Genomic DNA, 18,490 nt, shown 5'->3' with positions numbered 1-18,490 from the left:
CCGGATTCCGCCTCGACTTTCCTGCCGCGGATGCTACCGTCGGCCGAACGTTTCGAGGTGGAATTCATGTCTGAAAAGCCCTATCCGCGCGATCTCGTCGGCTATGGTCGCACGGCGCCGGACCCGCGATGGCCCGGTGAGGCGCGCATCGCCGTGCAGTTCGTCGTCAACTACGAGGAAGGCGGCGAAAGCTGCGTGCTCGACGGCGATCCGGCCTCCGAAAGCCTGCTGTCGGAGATCGTGGGCGCGCAGCCCTGGCCCGGGCAGCGCAACCTCAACATGGAATCGATCTACGAGTACGGCGCGCGCGCCGGCTTCTGGCGGCTGTGGCGGCTGTTTTCCAGCCGCGACGTGCCGGTCACCGTCTATGGCGTGACGCTGGCGATGGCACGCAACCCGGACGCGGTGGCGGCGATGAAGGAGGCGGGCTGGGAGATCGCCAGCCACGGCTACCGCTGGCTGGAGTACAAGGATTTTTCCGAGGAGGAGGAGCGCCGGCACATCCGCGAGGCGGTGCGGCTGCACACCGAGCTGACCGGATCGCACCCGCTCGGCATGTACCAGGGCAAGCCGTCGGCAAATACGCTGCGGCTGGTGATGGAGGAGGGCGGCTTCGTCTATTCCTCCGACAGCTATGCCGACGACCTGCCCTACTGGGTGAAGGGGCTGGGCGACGAGCCGTTCCTGATCATTCCCTATACGCTGGAGACCAACGACATGCGGTTTGCCACGCCGCAGGGGTTCAATTCCGGCGACCAGTTCTTCACCTACCTGAAGGATGCCTTCGACGTGCTCTACGCGGAGGGCAAGGAGGGGAGCCCGAAGATGCTGAACGTCGGCCTGCACTGCCGCCTCGTCGGCCGTCCGGGTCGGGCGGCCGCACTCGCTCGCTTCGTCGACTACGTGCTGTCGCACGAGAAGGTCTGGGTGCCGCGCCGCATCGACATCGCCCGCCACTGGCATGCGCATCACAAGCCGACGGCGGGCCTGCCATGACCCGCGAGGATTTCGTCAGCCGCTTCGGCGGCGTCTTCGAGCACTCGCCGTTCATCGCAGAACGGGCGCATGATGCAGGTGCCATCATCGCGCCGCTGACGGCCCGGGGCGTGCACGCGGCGATGGCGGCGCAGTTTCGCGCGGCCTCTTCCGAAGAGCAGCTCGGCGTCCTGCGGGCACATCCCGATCTCGCCGGCCGGCTCGCGATCGCCGGCGAACTGACCGAGGACAGCCGCAAGGAGCAGGCGGGTGCAGGTCTCGACCGGCTGAGTGCGGCCGAGCATGCGCGCTTCACCGAATTGAATACGGCCTATGTGGAGAAATTCGGCTTTCCCTTCATCATCGCCGTCAAGGGGCTGACGAAGGACGACATCCTCAAGGCGTTCGAGGCGCGGATCGGCAACGGCCGCGAACAGGAATTCGAGACGGCCAAGGCGCAGGTGGAGCGCATCGCGCTGCTGCGGCTGTCGGCGCTCTTGCCGGGAGACGGGCATGCGCTCGCCGTCCGCCCGCTGACAAGGGAAGCGTTCGCCCCCTTCGGCAGCGTCATCGAGGCCGATCCCGGGACGATGCGGCTGATCAACGGCGGCAATACCGAGCGCTACCATGCGCTTGCGGAGGCCGAGGCGACCGGCGAGGACGCGCGCGTCGTCATCAACATCTTCCGCGGCAGCCCGCGGACCTTTCCCTATGCGGTGGCCATGATGGAGCGCCACCCGTTCGGCAGCCAGAGCTTTTCGCCGATCGACGACCGCCCCTGGCTGGTGGTGGTGGCCGAGGACGAAGGCGGCCGGCCGGGGGTGCCGCAGGTGTTTCTCGCGGGCGGCCGGCAGGGCGTCAACTACCGCCGCAACGTCTGGCACCATCCGCTGATGACGGTGGGCGAGACGAGCGATTTCCTCGTCGTCGACCGGAGCGGGGCGGGAAACAATCTCGAGGAATTCTTCTACGACGAACCCTTCATCATCGAAGCGGCGGAGCTACGCGCATGACCAAGGCCGGACGACTGACGACGCATGTGCTCGACACCGCCCTCGGCAGGCCGGCCGCGGGCCTGACGATCGATCTCTTCTGGCTGGAGAACGGCGAGCGGCAATGGATCACCACGGTGAAGACCAACGCCGACGGGCGGGTCGACGCGCCGCTGGTCGAGGGCGTCGGCTTCATGGCCGGAACCTACGAGCTCGCCTTCCACGCCGGGGACTACCTGCGCCAGAGTGGGTCGGCACTGCCGGACCCGGCCTTCCTCGATGTCATCCCCTTGCGCTTCGGCGTCGCCGATCCGTCGAGCCACTACCACGTACCGCTGCTGCTCTCGCCCTATGGCTACTCGACCTACCGGGGCAGCTGACGGCGCTTGAGTTTTCGTTCGACTTGTACGATATTTGGTACAAGTCGAACGGAGGTGCCCCATGCGCACGGTGATGTTTTCCAAGGCGAGGGAAGAGTTGGCCGGCCTGCTGGACGAGGTCAGCAACGACCGGGTGCCGGTCGAGATCGTCCGCCGCAACAAACCTTCCGCCATCCTGATCGACAAGGACGAATACGAGGGCATGCTGGAGACGCTGCACCTGATGTCGACGCCGGCCAATGCGAAGGCCTTGATGGAGGCGATCGAGAGCGTGAAGGAGGGAAAGGTCGAGTTCCACGATCTCATCGATCCTTGACGGCACACCGGGAGAGGGGCGATGGGGGCAAACGACGGGTGCACGCTTGGCTGGTCGCCTCAAGGCTGGCGCGACTATCTGCATTGGCAACAGTCGGATCCCAAAATGGTGTCGCGCATCAACGAACTGATCCGCGACGCCCTCCGCCATCCCTTCGAGGGGATCGGCAAGCCGGAGCCGCTCCGCAACCAGATGAAGGGCCAATGGTCGCGGCGGATCACGCAGGAGCACCGCCTCGTCTACAAGGTCGAAGGAGAGGGAGAGCGGCGGATGCTGATCGTTCTCCAGTGCCGCTTCCACTACTGAAGCGGCACCATTCTCGACCTCACAGCCCCGCCTTCATCGCCTTGCCGGCGACGTAGGTCTCGCGCACCGCGCGGTCGTCGCCGAGGGTCTGCAACAGGAAGAGCACGTCTGCGAGCGAGCGGACGACTTCCATCCTGAGCGCCATCGCAGGCGTCGCAGTGGCGTCGAGCACGACGAGGTCGGCGTCGGTGCCGGGCTCCAGCGTGCCGATCCGGCTTTCGAGCGACAGGACCTGCGCGTTGCCGAGCGTCATGTGGTAGAAGCTCTCGAACGGGTTCAGGCGCTCGCCGAGCAACTGCTGGATCTTGTAGGTCTCGTCCAGCGTCCTCAGCATCGAATAGCTGGTGCCGCCGCCGACGTCGGTGGCAAGGCCGATCCGCACCGGCTTGTCCCGTCGTGAAAGCGTCTTCAGCGGGAACAGGCCGGAGCCGAGGAAGAGGTTGGACGTCGGGCAGTGGACGGCGACGGCGCCGGCCTCGCTCATCGCATCCGCCTCGCGCTCGGTCAAATGGATGCAGTGGCCGAACAGGCTCTTCGGACCCAGCAGCCCATAATTCGCGTAGACGTCGGTGTAGTCGATCGCCTCGGGGTAGAGCTCGGCGGTGTAGCGGATCTCCTCGTGGTTTTCCGACAGATGCGTCTGGATGTGCAGGTCGGGGAACTCGCGGGCGAGCGCTGCGGTCATCTCCATCTGCGCCGGCGTCGAGGTGATGGCGAAGCGCGGGGTGATGGCGACGTGGTTGCGGCCCTTGCCGTGCCACGCCTCGATCACCGCGCGGGTCTCGTCGTAGCCCATCTCCGGCGTGTCGAGCAGCCCTTGCGGGGCATTGCGGTCCATCATCACCTTGCCGCCGACCATGCACATGCCGCGCTTCAGCGCCTCGGCGAAATAGGCATCGGCCGAGGCCTTGTGCACCGAGCAGTAGGCGACCGCCGTCGTCGTGCCGTGGCGGAGCATCTCGTCATAGAAATGGCGGGCGATCCTTGCCGAATGGGCCGGCTCGACGAAGCGGCACTCCTCGGGGAAGGTATGGGTGTTCAGCCATTCCAGAAGGTTTGCCGCATAGGCGCCGATCACCTGCATCTGCGGGAAATGCACATGCGTGTCGATGAAGCCGGGCAGGATCAGGCAGGGCCGGTGGTCGATCTCGTCTATGCCTTCGGGCGCTGCGGCGCGCACGGCCGCATAGGGCCCGACAGCGGCGATGCGGCCGTCCTCGACCAGGATGCCTCCGTCCTCCTCGTAGCGGTAGGCGTCGTGATCGTCGATGCCTTCCGGCCGGCGGACGAAGCCGAGCAGACGTCCGCGCAGAAGCGTTGCCGTCATGGTGCGTCTCCTTTCGAGACCGCGCTTTCATACCAGGCGGTCAGCAATTGCCGCTCGTCCGGCGTAACGCCGGTGAGATTGCCGGGTGGCATGGCATGGCTGCGGGCGGCCTGCAAATAGATTTCGCGGGCATGGCTTGCGATCGCCGCATCGCTGTCGAGCACGACGTCCTTCGGCGCGGCGTGCAGCCCTTCCCAGACCGGCTCGGCGGCATGGCACATGCTGCAGCGGCTCATGATCACGTCGCGGGCGGCGGGAAAATGCGCATCGGCCGCAAACCTTTCGAACACCGGCGCGGGCGTCGCCTCCGCCGTGCCACCCGTCAGGACCTTCGGCACGGTCGAGAGCCAGATGATGACGATGAACAGGATCGCGGTGGCGAGCCAGGTCCAGGTCGGCCGGCCCTTCCGCGCATGCGTGGTGTTGAACCAGTGGCGGATGGTGACGCCCATCAGGAAGACGAGTGCGGCGATGATCCAGTTGAAGGCCGTGGCAAACGCCAGCGGATAGTGGTTCGACAGCATGAAGAAGATGACGGGCAGCGTCAGGTAGTTGTTGTGGAGCGAGCGCTGCTTGGCGATGACGCCGTATTTCGGGTCCGGCGTGCGCCCGGCGATCAGGTCGGCGACGACGATCTTCTGGTTGGGGATGATGATGAAGAAGACGTTGGCCGACATGATGGTGGCGGTGAACGCGCCGAGGTGCAGGAAGGCGGCGCGGCCGGTGAAGACCTGCGTATAGCCCCAGGCCATGGCGACGAGCAGGATATAGAGCAGGATCATCAGGCCCCAGGTGTTCTTCCCGAGCGGCGACTTGCAGAGCAGGTCGTAGAGGATCCAGCCTGCCGCCAGCGAGGCGAGCGAGATGGCGATCGCGATGGCAGCCGAGACGTCCATCACCTGGCGGTCGATCAAGAACAGTTCGGCGCCGCCGTAATAGACCAGACAGAGCATGGCGAAGCCGGACAGCCAGGTGGCGTAGCTCTCCCATTTGAACCAGGTCAGGTGCTCGGGCATGGTCGCCGGCGCCACCAGGTATTTCTGGATATGGTAGAAGCCGCCGCCGTGAACCTGCCATTCCTCGCCATAGGCGCCCGGCGGCAGATGCGGCCGCTTCACCAGGCCGAGGTCGAGGGCGATGAAGTAGAAGGACGAGCCGATCCAGGCGATCGCGGTGACCACGTGCAGCCAGCGCACGGCAAAGGCGATCCATTCCCAGGCGATGGCGTATTCGTACATGCATGACCCCTCATTCTCGTCTGTCCCGCACCTTGCGAAAAAATGCGAGGCGAGGGAAGGGGATGACGCGCGGTTCCACCGCCCTGTCGCCGTCCGGGCTCCCTCGGCGACCTGCCCCGCTCTCGTTCCTCAATCGACGAAGGTCGGCGCCTCGGAGCGCAGCCAGTTGCGGAACAGCCGGATCTTGGGAACGTTGCGCCGGCTTTCGGGGTAGACCAGCCAGTGGGCCTTGCCGTCGTTGCAGGCGATGTCGAAGGGTTGGTAGAGGCGACCGCGCGCGATGTCGTCGGCATAGAGTTCCGGGCTGAGCATCGCCACGCCGTGCCCGCCCATCACGGTGTCGGCCTCCAGCGTCTGGGTGCCGAGATAGGTGTGCGGCCGGGCGCCGAGGTCGACGTCGGGCAGGCCGGCCTCGGCGAACCACTGCGCCCACCAGGGGTCGGTCGGATCGAAGATGGGGAGCTTCAGCAGGTCCTCGGGCCTGTCGATGCCGCCGACGCTCTCGGCCAGCGCCGGGCTCAGCATCGGGGTGAAGGTCAGTTCCATCAGCCGGTGCGTGGCAAGGCCCGGCCAGTTGCCGTCGCCGTAGCGGATCGCGACATCGACCGCCTCGCGCGAGAAATCGACCAGCGTCTGGTCGGTCAGAAGCCGCACGGCGACGGTCGGGTTCTGCAGGTGGAAGGAGCCGAGGTGCGGCGCCAGCCACCTGGACGCCATCGTGTAGGTCGAGGAGATCACCAGCGTGCCCTCGGCATCCTCGAGCACCGAGGCGAAGGCGTCCTGCAGGATGGAGAAGGCCTCGCCCACCCTCGGCGCCAGCCGTTGGCCGACCTCCGTCAGCACGATCTGGCGCGGCCGGCGCAGGAAGAGCGGTTCGCCGAGCAGGTCTTCCAGAAGCTTGATCTGGTAGCTGACGGCGGTCTGGGTCATGCCGAGCTCCTCGCCGGCGCGGGTGAAGCTGCCATGCCGGGCGGCGGCGTCGAACACCCGCATCGCATTCAGCGGGAACTGGCGGGCCATCTTCATGGATAAGCTCTCTTGATGCATGCAGCCGGAGGTTCGATTGGAATTCCAGCACTTCGGCGTGCAAAGTGCAAGCAAGTTCAACAGCCGCCATGAGGTGTCGTTATGACCTGCCCCGATCTTGTTCGTGATGAACACAGCCTGCGCCAGCCGCTTCCGTCCCCCTTCGACTGGTGGGTTCGCGTCATCGTGGACGCGCTTATGCCGTCGCTGACGCCACGCCATTCTCGCCTCGACCTGGAGACGATGCCGGATCACATCAAGCGCGACCTGGGATTGCTCGACGGCCGCGACCGCTATTGCGACGAGGGGCGGTGAGGGGGATCTGCCTTCCCCCTCACGGGTGCCGCCTGCATTCCCTCTCGGTCCCCAGACTTGCCCCTCACCCTGACCCTCTCCCCGCAAGCGGGGAGAGGGGACGGAGGCGTCGCGGCATTCGCCCTTCTCCCCGCTCGCGGGGAGAAGGTGCCGGCAGGCGGATGAGGGGGAGGCGGCAGGCGTCGTGTTTGCGCCAAGCCCGCCATCGCCTCGCTACGCTCGGCACTTCGCTCCGGCGGGGAAAAGAGCGAGGCTGCGGAAACCGCCCCGTCTCAGATTGCAGCCCCTCATGGGTGCCGCCTGCATTCCCTCTCGGTCCCCAGACTTGCCCCTCACCCTGACCCTCTCCCCGCAGGCGGGGAGAGGGGACGGGGACGTCGCGGCGTTCGCCCTTCTCTGGGGAGAAGGTGCCGGCAGGCGGATGAGGGGCAGCGAGAGAGCAGAGCAGGCGGGTGGCCCCTCCCTCACATCCCCTTCAACCTCTCCACCGCCATCAGCACCCGTTCCGGCGTCGCAGGCGCATCCAGCCGCGGGCAGTGGCGGTAGCCGGCGACGCTGGCCACCGCCATCGAGAGTGCTTCCAGCACCGAGATCGCCAGCATGAAGGGCGGTTCGCCGACGGCCTTGGAGCGGCCGATCGTCGGCTCGGCGTTTTCCGACCATTCGGCGAGGCGGACGTTGAAGATCTTCGGGCGGTCGGAGGCGAGCGGGATCTTGTAGGTTGAAGGCGCGTGGGTGCGCAGCCGCCCCTTGTCGTCCCACCACAGTTCTTCCGTCGTCAGCCAGCCCATGCCCTGCACGAAGGCGCCCTCGACCTGGCCCCTGTCGATCGCCGGGTTCAGCGAGCGGCCGACGTCGTGGAGGATGTCGACGCGGTCGACCTGGTATTCGCCGGTCAGCGTGTCAATCGAGACCTCGGAGACGGCGGCGCCGTAGGCGAAATAGTAGAAGGGCGAGCCCATCCCCTTCGCCCGGTCCCAGTGGATCTTCGGGGTCTTGTAGAAGCCGGCGGCGGAAAGCTGGACGCGCGCCATGTAGGCCTGTTTGATGAAGTCGGCAAAGGGGATCAGCGTTTCGCCGATGCGGACGTGATGCGGCACGAAGGCCACCGCGTCCGGCGCCACACCCCATTTCTCGGCGGCAAAGGCCACCAGCCGCTCCTTGATCTGGCGGGCGGCATCGTAGGCGGCCATGCCGTTCAGGTCGGAGCCGGAGGAGGCAGCGGTGGCCGAGGTGTTCGGCACCTTCGCCGTCGTCGTCGCGGTGATCTTCACCGTCGCGATGTCGACCTGGAAGGCGTCGGCCAGCACCTGCGCCACCTTGGTGAACAGGCCCTGGCCCATCTCGGTGCCGCCGTGGTTCAGGTGGATCGAGCCGTCCTGGTAGACATGCACCAGGGCGCCGGCCTGATTGTACCACGTGGCGGTGAACGAGATGCCGAACTTGACCGGCGTCAGCGCGATGCCCTTGCGGATCACCCGGCTCGTGGCATTGAAGGCGAGGATCGCCTTGCGCCGCGCCTGATAGTCGGCGGACTGTTCCAGCTCGTCGACGATGCGGGCGACGATATTGTCCTCGACCGGCTGGTGATAGGGCGTCAGCACCCGGTCGGAGCCCGCCTCGCCGTAGAAATTGGCCTTGCGGATCTCCAGCGGGTCCTTGCCCAGCGCGTAGGCGATCTCCTCGACGATCCGTTCGCCGCCGACCATGCCCTGCGGGCCGCCGAAGCCGCGGAAGGCGGTGTTGGAGACGGTGTGGGTCTTCAGCGGCTGCGAGGTCAGCGTCACATGCGGAAAGAAATAGGCGTTGTCGGCATGGAACAGGGCGCGGTCGGTCACGGGACCCGAGAGGTCGGAGGAGAAGCCGCAGCGGGCGGCATAGTTGGCCTTGACCGCAAGGATGCGGCCGTCGTCGTCGAAGCCGGCCTCGTAGGAGACGAGGAAATCGTGGCGCTTGCCGGTCGCCGTCATGTCCTCGTCGCGGTCGGGGCGGAATTTCACCGCCCGCTTAAGCCGCTTGGCGGCAATCGCGGCGATGGCGGCGAACTGGTTGGACTGCGTCTCCTTGCCGCCGAAGCCGCCGCCCATGCGGCGCACCTGCACCGTCACCGCATTGGACGGCACGCCGAGCGCATGGCCGACCATGTGCTGGACCTCGCTCGGATGCTGGGTGGAGGACCAGACGGTGACCTCGTCGTCCTCGCCGGGGATGGCGAGCGCGATGTGGCCCTCGAGGTAGAAATGGTCCTGGCCGCCGACGCGCACCGCCCCGGCGATGCGGCGTGGCGATGCGGCAAGGGCGGCATCGGCGTCGCCGCGCGACAGCGTCAGCGGGTCGGTGACGAGTGCTGCGCCGTTTGCGAGCGTGTCGGTGACGTCGGTGAAGTGCGGCAGGTCGCGGTATTCGATCTTCGCCAGCCGTGCGGCCTTCCGCGCCGCCTCGCGGGTTTCGGCGATCACCGCGAAGACCGGCTGGCCGTGGAACTCGACCTTTCCCTCCGCCAGCACCGGCTCGTCGTGCCGGCCGGTCGGGCTGATGTCGTTGTGGCCGGGCACGTCGGCGCCGGTCATCACCCAGACGACGCCGGGGGCCGCGCGGACGGCGGCAAGGTCGATCGAGACGATCTCGGCATGCGCCCGGTCGCTCATGCCGAGCGCCGCATGCAGCGTGCCCTCGGGTTCCGGCATGTCGTCGATATAGTCGGCGCTGCCGGCGACGTGCTTGTGGGCGCTGTCGTGGCGGAGCGGCGCGTGCACGGGTGCGGAAATGGTCTTGCGCTCCTCGAAGGCGGACTTGTCCATGGTTCAGGCCTCCGGGCGCCCTGTGGGCATCAATTCCGCCGCCCTCTCCTCATCGGAAAGAAGTGCCGAGCGCAGCGAGGCGGACAGGGCGCCCCTCATCCGCCTGCCGGCACCTTCTCCCCGCAGGCGGCAAGAAGGACGGGTGTCGCGGCGTCTCGGTGCCCCTCTCCCCGCTTGCGGGGAGAGGGTCGGGGTGAGGGGCAGTGCCCAGGCCTCGGTGAGGGAGGGTCGCAGCAGGAAAGTCCGTGTGCACGCGCCGATCATGCCACCTCCTCGAAACGCCTCAACTGGGCCGCCTCGCCGGTCGTCTCCAGATAGAAACGCAACAGCAGGTTCTTCGCCGCCAGCAGGCGGTAGGCGGCGGTGGCGCGCCAGTCGGAGAGCGGCGTGTAGTCGTGGTCGAACGCCGCGGTCGCGGCCTGCACGGTCGCCTCTGTCCACGGCCGGCCGGTAAGCGCCGCCTCGACATGCGTCGCCCGCTTCGGCGTCGCGGCCATGCCGCCGAAGCAGACGCGGGCGTCGGCCACGGCGCCGGCCGTGTCGAGCTTCAGACGGAAGGCGCCGCAGAGCGCCGAGATGTCCTCGTCGCGGCGCTTGGAGATCTTGTAGACGGCAAACAGGTCGGCCTCCGCCGGCGCCGGCACGAACAGGCTTTCGACGAACTCGCCGGGGCGGCGGTCCTGCCGGCCATAGGCGATGAAGTAGTTCTCGAGCGGCAATTCGCGGCGGCCGCCGGTCGAGCGGAGCGTCAGCGTGGCGCCGAGCGCGATCAGCGGCGGCGGCGTGTCGCCGATCGGCGAGCCGTTGGCGATGTTGCCGCCGATCGTGCCCATGTTGCGCACCTGCGCGCCGCCGATCCGGTCGATCAGCGGGCGCAGCGCGGGGACGAGGTCGCACAGGGCGTCGCAGGCCTGCGTGTAGGTCACGCCGGCGCCGATCGAAAGCCCGGCGGGGGTGCGCTCGATCGCCTGCAGATCCTGAAGGTGGTTGATGAAGACGACCGGGTCGAGTTCGCGCATCTGCTTGGTCACCCAGAGTCCGACATCGGTGGAGCCGGCGACGACGGTGGCCTTCGGTTCGGCCGCCAGCACCGCTGCCAGTTCATCGGCGGAGGCGGGGACGACGATGCGGTTTCCCGTCCCGCCGAGGCGGATCGTTTGGCGCGGCGAGAGCGCCGCCAGCTTTTCCTTCACGGCCGTGCGCGTGCGCTCGATCGGATCGAACACGGCGCTCGGGCGCATGGCGGCGACGGCTTCGGCGGCGGCCACGATCGGCTCGTAGCCGGTGCAGCGACAGAGATTGCCCTGCAGCGCCCGCTCGATCGCCGGCCGGCCGGGCCGGTCGCCGGAAAGCCACAGCCCATAGAGCGACATGACGAAGCCCGGCGTGCAGAAGCCGCATTGCGAGCCGTGATGATCGACCAGCGCCTGCTGCACCGGATGCAGCGCCCCATCGGCGCCGGCCAGATGCTCGACGGTGACGACATGGGTGGCGTTCATCGAGCCGAGCAGGCGGATGCAGGCATTGACGCTCTCATAGACCAGTTCGCCGCCGAGGAGCCGGCCGACGAGAACCGTGCAGGCGCCGCAGTCGCCCTCGGCGCAGCCCTCCTTGGTGCCGGTCATCCGCCGGCGCAGGCGCAGCCAGTCGAGCAGGGTACCGGTCGCCGGGACCTCGTCGAGCACGACGTCCTCGTCGTTCAGCATGAATCGGATGCGGTCGGTCTCTTGCATGCGCCTCTTCTGCCTTGCCTGCTACTGCGCGGTCCAGCCGCCGTCGATGGAGATGTGCGTGCCGGAGATCGAGCGGGCGGCGTCGCTCGAGAGGAAGATCGCCGTCTCGGCCACCTCCTCGACGCTGACGAATTCCTTGGTCGGCTGGAACTTCAGCATGACGTCCGACTTCACCTGCGCCTCGCTGATGCCGCGGGCGCGCGCCGTATCGGGAATCTGCTTCTCCACCAGCGGCGTCAGCACGTAGCCGGGGCAGATGGCGTTGACGGTGATGCCCTGGTCGGCGACTTCCAGCGCCACGGCCTTGGTCAGGCCCATGATACCATGTTTCGCCGCCACGTAGGCCGTCTTGAACGGCGAGGCGACGAGACCGTGGGCGGAGGCGACGTTGATGATGCGGCCCCAGCCCTTCGCCTTCATGCCGGGGATCGCGGCGCGAATCGTGTGGAAGGAGCTCGACAGGTTGATGGCGATGATCTGGTCCCACTTCTCGACCGGGAAGTCCTCGATCTTTTCGACGTGCTGGATGCCGGCATTGTTGACGAGGATGTCGACGCTTCCGAATTCGGCGGCCGTGCTGCCGATCAGGTCGGCGATCTCGGCCGGACGCGTCATGTCGGCGGGATGATAGACCACCTTGCCGCTGCCGAGGCCGGAAAGCCGCTGCCGGATCTCCTCGATCTCGGCCGCGCTGCCCAGGCCGTTGATCACGACATTGGCGCCGGTGCGGGCAAAAGCCGTGGCGATCGCAAGGCCGATACCGCTGGTGGAGCCGGTGACGACGGCTGTCTTCATCTTGCTTTTCTCCCGTTTTCTTGCGGCGGGAAGAACCTCCGGACCGCCGCATCCGGGCCAGCCTACGCGCAAAGAACCGGCCGTTGCAATCGGCTTTTGGGGCGGTGCAGCGCGGAAATTGTGCGCCGCAGGTTGCGTTTTATTTTCCTTTGACATTCGTTTTCATGTCGTATTGAAGATTCCGAAGGCCGTCGGGAGCGGCCGGACAGACGGGAGGGATTCATGGGCGGCTTCATCCTCGCAATCGACCAGGGCACGACCTCGAGCCGGGCGATCGTCTTCGACGGCGGCCAGAAGGTGGTGGGCGTCGGCCAGCGCGAGTTCCCGCAGATCTTTCCCCGTTCCGGCTGGGTGGAGCACAATCCCGAGGAGATCTGGGAGAGCGTGATCTGGTCGGCCCGGGTCGCACTCGAGCAGGCCGGCATCGGCGCCTCGGATCTCGCCGGCATCGGCATCACCAACCAGCGCGAGACCGTCGTCGTCTGGGACCGCGAGAGCGGCCGGCCGATCCACAACGCCATCGTCTGGCAGGACCGGCGGACCGCCGATCGCTGCGAGGAGTTGAAGCGGCAGGGGCTGGAAGCGCTCTTCACCGGCCGGACCGGGCTGCTGCTCGATCCCTATTTCTCCGGCACCAAGCTCGCCTGGCTACTGGAGAATGTCGACGGCGCCCGGGCGCGCGCCGAGCGCGGCGAGCTCTGCTTCGGCACGATCGACACCTTCCTGATCTTTCGGCTGACCGGCGGGCGCTCGTTTGCCACCGATGCGACCAATGCGAGCCGAACCTTGATGTACGACATCGGCGCCAACGCCTGGGACGACGAACTGCTGTCGATCCTGAACGTCCCGAGGGCGATGCTGCCGGAGGTGTTCGACTGCGCGGCCGATTTCGGCGTCACCGCGCGCGAGCATCTCGGCGCCGAGGTGCCGATCCTGGGCGTCGCCGGCGACCAGCAGGCGGCGACGATCGGCCAGGCCTGCTTTGCGCCGGGCATGATGAAATCGACCTACGGCACCGGCTGCTTTGCGCTCCTGAACACCGGCTCCGACATGGTGCGCTCAAAGAACCGCCTGCTGACGACGATCGCCTACCGGCTGGACGGCGAGACGACCTATGCGCTGGAGGGCTCGATCTTCATCGCAGGCGCGGCCGTGCAGTGGCTGCGCGACGGGCTGAAGATGATCGGGGCGGCGTCGGAGGCGAGCGCGCTTGCGGACAAGGCGGATCCGACGCAGCACGTCTATCTGGTGCCGGCCTTCACCGGCCTGGGCGCCCCGCACTGGGATCCCGACGCGCGGGCGGCGATCTACGGCATGACGCGGGGCACCGGCCCGGCGGAATTCGCGCGCGCGGCGCTGGAGGCGGTCTGCTTCCAGACGCGCGACCTGCTGGAGGCCATGCGCGGCGACTGGGCGGACGGTGCGCGCGAGACGGTGCTGCGCGTCGACGGCGGCATGGTCGCCTCGGACTGGACCATGCAGCGGCTCGCCGACATCCTCGATGCGCCGGTCGACCGGCCGACGATCCTGGAGACGACGGCGCTGGGGGCCGCCTGGCTCGCCGGCCACCGCGCCGGTGTGTGGCCGGACCGGGACGGCATCGCCCGCTCCTGGGCCCGCGACCGCCGCTTCGAGCCGCAGATGGACGAGGCAACGCGCACTGCCAAGGTCGCCGGCTGGAAGGACGCGGTGCGGCGGACGCTGAGCGCGGGGTAGGGGCGAACGGTCACGCCGGAGCGAATGCCGATGGACGCCCGAGCGCGATCCATGCCTTCATCTCATCGAGACGTTCCTGGGTGGGCAAGTCTATCGCCTCCCGTTCCGAATGACCTTCGTGTATCTTTTTCTCCACCATCCAGCCCTGGAACGTGGTGTAGTCTGAAATTATCCGTGACGGTCCGGGAGCCTGGATACGCGCCTCGACCCTGAAGAAGTCGCGGACCTTCTTGATGACCAATTCATAATCGTTTCGGTGAAACGCCACGTCTTGACCTGCAAGGTCCGATAGCGACCGCTTCAGATCGTACGGATCGCATTCAAATATCAGGAACTTTTTCTGCTCCGCGCCTTGCGCCCCGCTGCGACGGTAGCCGAGGTCCAAGCCGAGCTCGAACGGCATATTCATCCTAAGGTACTCGCCGGATGCGCTGGCGCGGCCGCGGGATAGATCATGGATCGAGTATCGAGAGGCTTTTATCAGATCTACGATTTTGTCCAGCCGGCTCTCGCCGCCTTCAAGGCGTTCGCTGGCAAGGCGCGGCGTAAATCCGAAGGACACGACGCAAAAAATGGCCGCCTCGAGCAGTGGAGCAAAGTCTCTATCAAAAGGGCAATTTACAAAGACATTCCGATCGAAATTTGCGCCCAAACGTTACCCCTTCCTGCTGGCAGGATCATTGCCATAGGAGCGGCGGTCGCGGATACGCCCATTGGCTCCGTGGATATAGAGTTCCGACCGCTGGTCCTGCGCTATTCTTTTCGCGGCTTCGATGGCTTCCGTCTGCGTTTCGAACGTATGCGACGCGCGTGACGATCCGGCTGCCCGAACGCTCCATTTTCCGCCACTTGGAACCACGTGTTGCGCTTTGCGTGCCATGACAGGAGTAGTCCTTTCCCATTTGCGCCAGAGAATAGCATGCCTGCATGCCAGTCCAAGATGCATTCGTCCGACTCCGGCGGCCGCCCATCGAATTTTTCATGCGCCGTGTCGGGATCGGCGTTACTCCTACGTCATTGCAACGATGGGAGGATCCGATGCTGTATGCCGTGCTTTGCTACAATTCCGAGGAAGCCGTCGCCGCCTGGAGCCGGGAGGAGGAGGACAGGGTGATGTCCGATCTCGCCGCAGTGGAGCGGAAATATGTGGCGGCCGGAAAGCTCGGGCCGGTCGCCCGGCTGATGCCGACGACGGCTGCGACCACGCTGCGAAAGGCGCCGGGGGAGACCATCGTGGTGGACGGGCCCTTCGCCGAGACCAAGGAGCAGTTCCTCGGCTTCTTCCTCGTCGACATGGAGACGCTCGACGCGGCGATCGATTTCGCGAAGGATCTCGCGGTCGCCAATCCCGGCGTCGGCGCCTACGAGATCCGGCCCCTGCGCGTCTTCAAGCCGGGCGGAGCCCTGGAGGCACTGTGAGCGAACTCTCCTGGATCGACCTGGCGCTGTCCTCCGCCCGCCCGCAGGCGATGGGCGCGCTGCTGCGCTACTTCCGCGACCTCGACCTGGCCGAGGAGGCGTTCCAAGAGGCCTGCCTGCGGGCCGTGCGCGTCTGGCCGGACAAGGGGCCGCCGCGCGATCCGGTCGCCTGGCTGATCTTCGTCGGCCGCAACAGCGGCATCGATCACCTGCGCAAGCGGGCGCGGCAGCAGCCGCTGCCGCCGGAGGAGACGCTGTCCGACCTGGAGGATGTCGAGGACGACCTCGCCGAGCGGCTGGACGGCTCGCACTACCGCGACGACATCCTGCGGCTCTTGTTCGTCTGCTGCCATCCGGACCTGCCGGCGACGCAGCAGATCGCGCTGGCGCTGCGCATCGTCTGCGGGCTGTCGGTGCGGCAGATCGCCCGCGCCTTCCTCGTCTCCGAGGCGGCGATGGAGCAGAGGATCACCCGCGCCAAGGCCAGGATCGCCGCCGCCGGACTGCCGTTCGAGACGCCGGACGCCGTCTCGCGGGCCGAGCGGCTCGGCGCGGTTTCGGCAATGGTCTACCTCGTCTTCAACGAGGGCTACTCGGCCGGCGAGACCCAGCGGGCCGATGCGCCGTTCTGCGAAGAGGCGATCCGGCTTGCGCGGCTGCTGTTGCGGCTGTTTCCCTCCGAGCCCGAGATCATGGGGCTGACGGCGCTGCTTCTGCTCCAGCATTCGCGAAAAGGCGCGCGCTTCGACGCCGACGGCCAGATCGTGCTTCTGGAGGAGCAGGACCGCAGCCTCTGGGACGGCCGGATGATCCGCGAGGCGCTGGCCCTGATCGACAAGGCGCTGCGCCACCGCGCACCGGGTCCCTACCAGATCCAGGCGGCAATCGCCGCACTGCATGCGCGCGCCGCGCGCCCGGAGGATACCGACTGGGAGGAGATCGACCTGCTCTACCAGTCGCTGGAGCGGCTGCAGCCGTCTCCGGTCGTCACCCTCAACCGCGCCGTCGCCGTCTCGAAGCGCCAGGGACCGCAGGCCGCACTCGATCTCATCGAGCCGCTGGAGGATCGGCTTTCGGGCTATTTCTATTTCCATGGGCTCAGGGGCGGGCTCCTGAAGCAGTTCGGCCGCGATCGCGACGCACGCGCCGCCTTCGAACGCGCCATCGCACTCGCCACGACGCCGGCGGAAGCCGCCCATATCCGCCAGCACCTGGACGGGCTTTCGCGCGATGTCGTCGCGGAGACGAAATAACGGACGATTTTTTCGTTCGGCCTGTCGGATCGCCGGCGTCGCCTTCGTCCTTGCAATGAACCGACCGAAACCGGACCACGAGGAGACAGACCATGGACAAGACCGTCGAGATCAAGGCCGGCGAGATCAAGCCGCAGAACGAGCGGGAGCTGGTGCTCACCCGCGTGCTGAAGGCCACTCCCGCCCAGCTCTTCAAGGCCTGGACGACGCCCGAACTGATGACGCAATGGTTCGCGCCGAAGCCGTACGAGACGCCGCTCGTCGAGATCGAGCCACGCGACGGCGGCAAGTTCCGCACCGTCATGAAGGGGCCGGACGATTTCCACATGGATTCGACCGGGGTGCTGCTGAAGGTGGAGAAGGACCGGCGGATCATCTTCACCGATGCCTTCGGACCGGACTGGAAGCCGACGGAGAAGGCCTTCTTCACCGCCGAGATCCTCTTCGACGACCTCGGCGACGGCAGCACCCGCTACACCGCGATCGCCCGCCACTGGAGCGTCGAGGATGCGAAGGAGCACGAGAAGATGGGCTTCCACGGCGGCTGGGGACAGGTGGCGAGCCAGCTCGAGGCGGTCGCCGCCAAGCTCTGAACGGGCTTGCTGGCATCGGTCCATGTAGCAACGTTTCTACAATTGGAGGTGCTGCATGGCACGCATGACGAGCCGCGAATTCAATCAGGATACGGGTCGGGCGAAGAAGGCGGCGGTACACGGCCCCTTCTTCATCACCGATCGGGGCGGCGTACGGCGCAAGCCCCGAACGGCTCAGGTCCAGATGCCGAAGCGCTGCTGCATGTAGGCCACCGAGGCGCGGTTCGCCTCCTTGCGGCTGATCCCCTCGACGGTGGAACGGTAGAGCGAATCGATGTCGTGCGCTGCCGTTGTCTGCGGCTGCTCGAGGCCGGCCGGCAGCCAGATCGGAATGCCCTTCCACGCCAGCAGCCCGGAGAGCCAGACGTCGTCGACCGCCCAGACGGCGTCGGGAATGTCGTAGGCGGTGTCGTCGAAGAATTCGGGCCGCACGACGACGCCGCCGAGCCCCTGCAGGATGTCGGCATAGCCGGCCCTGGCGACCGGGCGGCGCATCGGACGCGGGCTGTCGCGGCGAAGAAGCGCGGATGTCAGCCTGTGACCGAGGCGGCGGGCGCGGAGTTGCGGGTCGAACTTGCCGGCGTGCACCGCCTTCGGCCGGAAGGGGCCCGGTTTGCCGCGATGGGCGGGGATCGCCTTGCCGATGAGCGCGACGCATTCGCGGGGCCGGTCCGCCTGCACGGAAAGAAGATCGGCGGCCCAGGTGGGAGAGAAGACCCGGTCGTCGTCGCAGAAGAGGATTTGCGCAGGCTTGCCCCTCAGCTCACGCACGGCAAACAGGACCTTCGAAGCCGGGCCGAGATCGACCTCGGTCCGCACGACGGTGACACCCGGCGGTACGGCAGGTGCGCCACCGTCATATTGCGGAAACCGGCGATAGCGGCGCGGGACGTAGAGGCGCACCTCGTCGATCGGACCGCGTTGGCTCAAGAGGCTTTGCAGCGTCGACGCAAGCGTTTCGAACCTGGGCGGGATGGTGGAAAGCGAGATGATGCGCAACGGGATCCCTCAGGTGGATATATATCTCGCCTTGACCTCATGCCTCATGCCCGTACTTCTGTGCATCTGGTAATCCGTCGATGAGGAAATACATAGTTCCGTCTGGAAATGTTTTCTTTATTCCTGAAATACGAGCAAAATTGGGTGGCGCGTGCGGTAACGCTCTCTGCAATGCTTCGATATTTCTGCTGTGGTGTGGGGTGGTTTCCGGGACCCGTGGCACGATTGTGAAACGTAGCGTTTCCATTTTCGCGCTTTGCGCGACGGCGGCGTGCCCCTATTTGTGGATGCAACCGCAACCCGGAG

19 protein-coding genes and 2 pseudogenes are annotated in these 18,490 nt (G+C 66.7%); 12 read left to right on the top strand and 9 right to left on the bottom strand.

What is annotated here, in order from left to right:
- Window positions 1-66: 66 nt before the first annotated feature.
- The 6 genes and pseudogenes from puuE to P0086_RS19805 all read left to right on the top strand — a co-directional run bounded on the left by puuE (window position 67) and on the right by P0086_RS19805 (window position 2,969).
- Entirely contained in the window at window positions 67-996 is a 930-nt protein-coding gene (gene puuE / locus P0086_RS19830; protein ID WP_275788679.1) for an allantoinase PuuE, read from the top strand.
- Window positions 993-1,478 (top strand): annotated as a pseudogene (uraD, locus tag P0086_RS19825) (2-oxo-4-hydroxy-4-carboxy-5-ureidoimidazoline decarboxylase); the annotation flags it as partial. The gene puuE and the pseudogene uraD, both read left to right, overlap by 4 nt.
- Window positions 1,473-1,988 carry an ureidoglycolate lyase gene (locus P0086_RS19820; protein WP_275788734.1) on the top strand — a complete coding sequence of 172 codons (516 nt, stop codon included), beginning with the start codon at window positions 1,473-1,475 and terminating at the stop codon, window positions 1,986-1,988. The pseudogene uraD and the gene P0086_RS19820, both read left to right, overlap by 6 nt.
- Window positions 1,985-2,347, top strand: a complete 363-nt coding sequence (gene uraH, locus P0086_RS19815) for a hydroxyisourate hydrolase (protein ID WP_112606557.1) — start codon at window positions 1,985-1,987, stop codon at window positions 2,345-2,347. The genes P0086_RS19820 and uraH overlap by 4 nt, the downstream gene beginning before the upstream one ends.
- Window positions 2,348-2,408: 61 nt before the next feature.
- Window positions 2,409-2,663 (top strand): type II toxin-antitoxin system prevent-host-death family antitoxin, encoded by a 255-nt coding sequence (locus P0086_RS19810; RefSeq protein WP_148151051.1) that lies wholly within the window; start codon window positions 2,409-2,411, stop codon window positions 2,661-2,663.
- Between the two features lie 21 nt (window positions 2,664-2,684).
- Window positions 2,685-2,969 carry a Txe/YoeB family addiction module toxin gene (locus P0086_RS19805; protein WP_112598622.1) on the top strand — a complete coding sequence of 95 codons (285 nt, stop codon included), beginning with the start codon at window positions 2,685-2,687 and terminating at the stop codon, window positions 2,967-2,969.
- Between the two features lie 19 nt (window positions 2,970-2,988).
- On the opposite strand, the gene guaD is transcribed toward P0086_RS19805, so the two are convergent.
- The 3 genes from guaD to P0086_RS19790 form a co-directional block, all read right to left on the bottom strand.
- Window positions 2,989-4,296 (bottom strand): guanine deaminase, encoded by a 1,308-nt coding sequence (guaD, locus tag P0086_RS19800; protein WP_275788674.1) that lies wholly within the window; start codon window positions 4,294-4,296, stop codon window positions 2,989-2,991.
- Window positions 4,293-5,534 carry a urate hydroxylase PuuD gene (gene puuD / locus P0086_RS19795; protein WP_275788673.1) on the bottom strand — a complete coding sequence of 414 codons (1,242 nt, stop codon included), beginning with the start codon at window positions 5,532-5,534 and terminating at the stop codon, window positions 4,293-4,295. The genes guaD and puuD overlap by 4 nt, the downstream gene beginning before the upstream one ends.
- A 129-nt stretch (window positions 5,535-5,663) precedes the next feature.
- A complete protein-coding gene (locus P0086_RS19790) occupies window positions 5,664-6,560 on the bottom strand; it encodes a LysR substrate-binding domain-containing protein (protein WP_275788670.1) in 897 nt (298 codons plus the stop codon).
- 102 nt (window positions 6,561-6,662) lie between these two features.
- Here P0086_RS19790 and P0086_RS19785 point away from each other — a divergent pair, with 102 nt between their 5' ends.
- On the top strand, window positions 6,663-6,875 hold the full coding sequence (locus P0086_RS19785) for a hypothetical protein (protein ID WP_275788667.1): 213 nt from the start codon (window positions 6,663-6,665) through the stop codon (window positions 6,873-6,875).
- A 464-nt stretch (window positions 6,876-7,339) separates the two neighbouring features.
- Here the strand turns inward: P0086_RS19785 and xdhB are convergent, their stop codons facing one another.
- The 3 genes from xdhB to P0086_RS19770 all read right to left on the bottom strand — a co-directional run bounded on the left by xdhB (window position 7,340) and on the right by P0086_RS19770 (window position 12,204).
- Window positions 7,340-9,676: a xanthine dehydrogenase molybdopterin binding subunit gene (gene xdhB, locus P0086_RS19780; protein WP_275788664.1), complete on the bottom strand. Its 2,337-nt coding sequence runs from the start codon at window positions 9,674-9,676 to the stop codon at window positions 7,340-7,342.
- Between the two features lie 260 nt (window positions 9,677-9,936).
- Window positions 9,937-11,409, bottom strand: coding sequence for a xanthine dehydrogenase small subunit (gene xdhA / locus P0086_RS19775; protein WP_275788661.1), 1,473 nt, complete (start codon window positions 11,407-11,409; stop codon window positions 9,937-9,939).
- A gap of 21 nt (window positions 11,410-11,430) precedes the next feature.
- Window positions 11,431-12,204 (bottom strand): 3-hydroxybutyrate dehydrogenase, encoded by a 774-nt coding sequence (locus P0086_RS19770; protein ID WP_275788658.1) that lies wholly within the window; start codon window positions 12,202-12,204, stop codon window positions 11,431-11,433.
- A 222-nt stretch (window positions 12,205-12,426) separates the two neighbouring features.
- On the opposite strand from P0086_RS19770, the gene glpK reads away from it, so the two are divergent.
- Window positions 12,427-13,920, top strand: coding sequence for a glycerol kinase GlpK (gene glpK / locus P0086_RS19765; RefSeq protein ID WP_275788656.1), 1,494 nt, complete (start codon window positions 12,427-12,429; stop codon window positions 13,918-13,920).
- A 10-nt stretch (window positions 13,921-13,930) separates the two neighbouring features.
- Here glpK and P0086_RS19760 read toward each other — a convergent pair whose 3' ends face one another.
- Window positions 13,931-14,572, bottom strand: coding sequence for a hypothetical protein (locus P0086_RS19760; RefSeq protein WP_275788654.1), 642 nt, complete (start codon window positions 14,570-14,572; stop codon window positions 13,931-13,933).
- Window positions 14,573-14,575: 3 nt separating this feature from the next.
- On the bottom strand, window positions 14,576-14,800 hold the full coding sequence (locus P0086_RS19755; protein WP_275788651.1) for a DUF2188 domain-containing protein: 225 nt from the start codon (window positions 14,798-14,800) through the stop codon (window positions 14,576-14,578).
- 158 nt (window positions 14,801-14,958) lie between these two features.
- Here P0086_RS19755 and P0086_RS19750 point away from each other — a divergent pair, with 158 nt between their 5' ends.
- The 4 genes and pseudogenes from P0086_RS19750 to P0086_RS19735 all read left to right on the top strand — a co-directional run.
- Window positions 14,959-15,339, top strand: a complete 381-nt coding sequence (locus P0086_RS19750; protein WP_275788648.1) for a YciI family protein — start codon at window positions 14,959-14,961, stop codon at window positions 15,337-15,339.
- Entirely contained in the window at window positions 15,336-16,592 is a 1,257-nt protein-coding gene (locus P0086_RS19745; RefSeq protein WP_275788645.1) for an RNA polymerase sigma factor, read from the top strand. Before P0086_RS19750 ends, P0086_RS19745 begins: the two co-directional genes overlap by 4 nt.
- Window positions 16,593-16,684: 92 nt before the next feature.
- Window positions 16,685-17,185: an SRPBCC family protein gene (locus tag P0086_RS19740; protein WP_112600290.1), complete on the top strand. Its 501-nt coding sequence runs from the start codon at window positions 16,685-16,687 to the stop codon at window positions 17,183-17,185.
- A gap of 55 nt (window positions 17,186-17,240) precedes the next feature.
- A pseudogene (locus tag P0086_RS19735) lies at window positions 17,241-17,333 on the top strand (prevent-host-death protein); the annotation flags it as partial.
- Window positions 17,334-17,359: 26 nt separating this feature from the next.
- Here P0086_RS19735 and P0086_RS19730 read toward each other — a convergent pair.
- Window positions 17,360-18,115 carry a glycosyltransferase family 2 protein gene (locus P0086_RS19730; RefSeq protein WP_275788642.1) on the bottom strand — a complete coding sequence of 252 codons (756 nt, stop codon included), beginning with the start codon at window positions 18,113-18,115 and terminating at the stop codon, window positions 17,360-17,362.
- Between the last annotated feature and the right edge of the window lie 375 nt (window positions 18,116-18,490).

Source organism: Mycoplana sp. MJR14 (genome assembly GCF_029210525.1).
Lineage (GTDB): Bacteria > Pseudomonadota > Alphaproteobacteria > Rhizobiales > Rhizobiaceae > Mycoplana.
The sequence above is the reverse complement of the archived record's forward strand: the minus strand, read 5'-3'. Positions and strand labels throughout refer to the sequence as shown.

Excerpts from the sequence above, each read along its gene's own strand:
- xdhB (WP_275788664.1), bottom strand. The coding sequence starts at position 9,676 with ATGGACAAGTCCGCCTTCGAGGAGCGCAAGACCATTTCCGCACCCGTG.
- xdhA (WP_275788661.1), bottom strand. The coding sequence starts at position 11,409 with ATGCAAGAGACCGACCGCATCCGATTCATGCTGAACGACGAGGACGTC.
- P0086_RS19770 (WP_275788658.1), bottom strand. The coding sequence starts at position 12,204 with ATGAAGACAGCCGTCGTCACCGGCTCCACCAGCGGTATCGGCCTTGCG.
- glpK (WP_275788656.1), top strand. The coding sequence starts at position 12,427 with ATGGGCGGCTTCATCCTCGCAATCGACCAGGGCACGACCTCGAGCCGG.
- P0086_RS19805 (WP_112598622.1), top strand. The coding sequence starts at position 2,685 with ATGGGGGCAAACGACGGGTGCACGCTTGGCTGGTCGCCTCAAGGCTGG.
- guaD (WP_275788674.1), bottom strand. The coding sequence starts at position 4,296 with ATGACGGCAACGCTTCTGCGCGGACGTCTGCTCGGCTTCGTCCGCCGG.
- P0086_RS19750 (WP_275788648.1), top strand. The coding sequence starts at position 14,959 with ATGCTGTATGCCGTGCTTTGCTACAATTCCGAGGAAGCCGTCGCCGCC.
- P0086_RS19740 (WP_112600290.1), top strand. The coding sequence starts at position 16,685 with ATGGACAAGACCGTCGAGATCAAGGCCGGCGAGATCAAGCCGCAGAAC.
- puuE (WP_275788679.1), top strand. The coding sequence starts at position 67 with ATGTCTGAAAAGCCCTATCCGCGCGATCTCGTCGGCTATGGTCGCACG.
- P0086_RS19755 (WP_275788651.1), bottom strand. The coding sequence starts at position 14,800 with ATGGCACGCAAAGCGCAACACGTGGTTCCAAGTGGCGGAAAATGGAGC.
- P0086_RS19790 (WP_275788670.1), bottom strand. The coding sequence starts at position 6,560 with ATGAAGATGGCCCGCCAGTTCCCGCTGAATGCGATGCGGGTGTTCGAC.
- puuD (WP_275788673.1), bottom strand. The coding sequence starts at position 5,534 with ATGTACGAATACGCCATCGCCTGGGAATGGATCGCCTTTGCCGTGCGC.
- P0086_RS19810 (WP_148151051.1), top strand. The coding sequence starts at position 2,409 with ATGCGCACGGTGATGTTTTCCAAGGCGAGGGAAGAGTTGGCCGGCCTG.
- uraH (WP_112606557.1), top strand. The coding sequence starts at position 1,985 with ATGACCAAGGCCGGACGACTGACGACGCATGTGCTCGACACCGCCCTC.
- P0086_RS19785 (WP_275788667.1), top strand. The coding sequence starts at position 6,663 with ATGACCTGCCCCGATCTTGTTCGTGATGAACACAGCCTGCGCCAGCCG.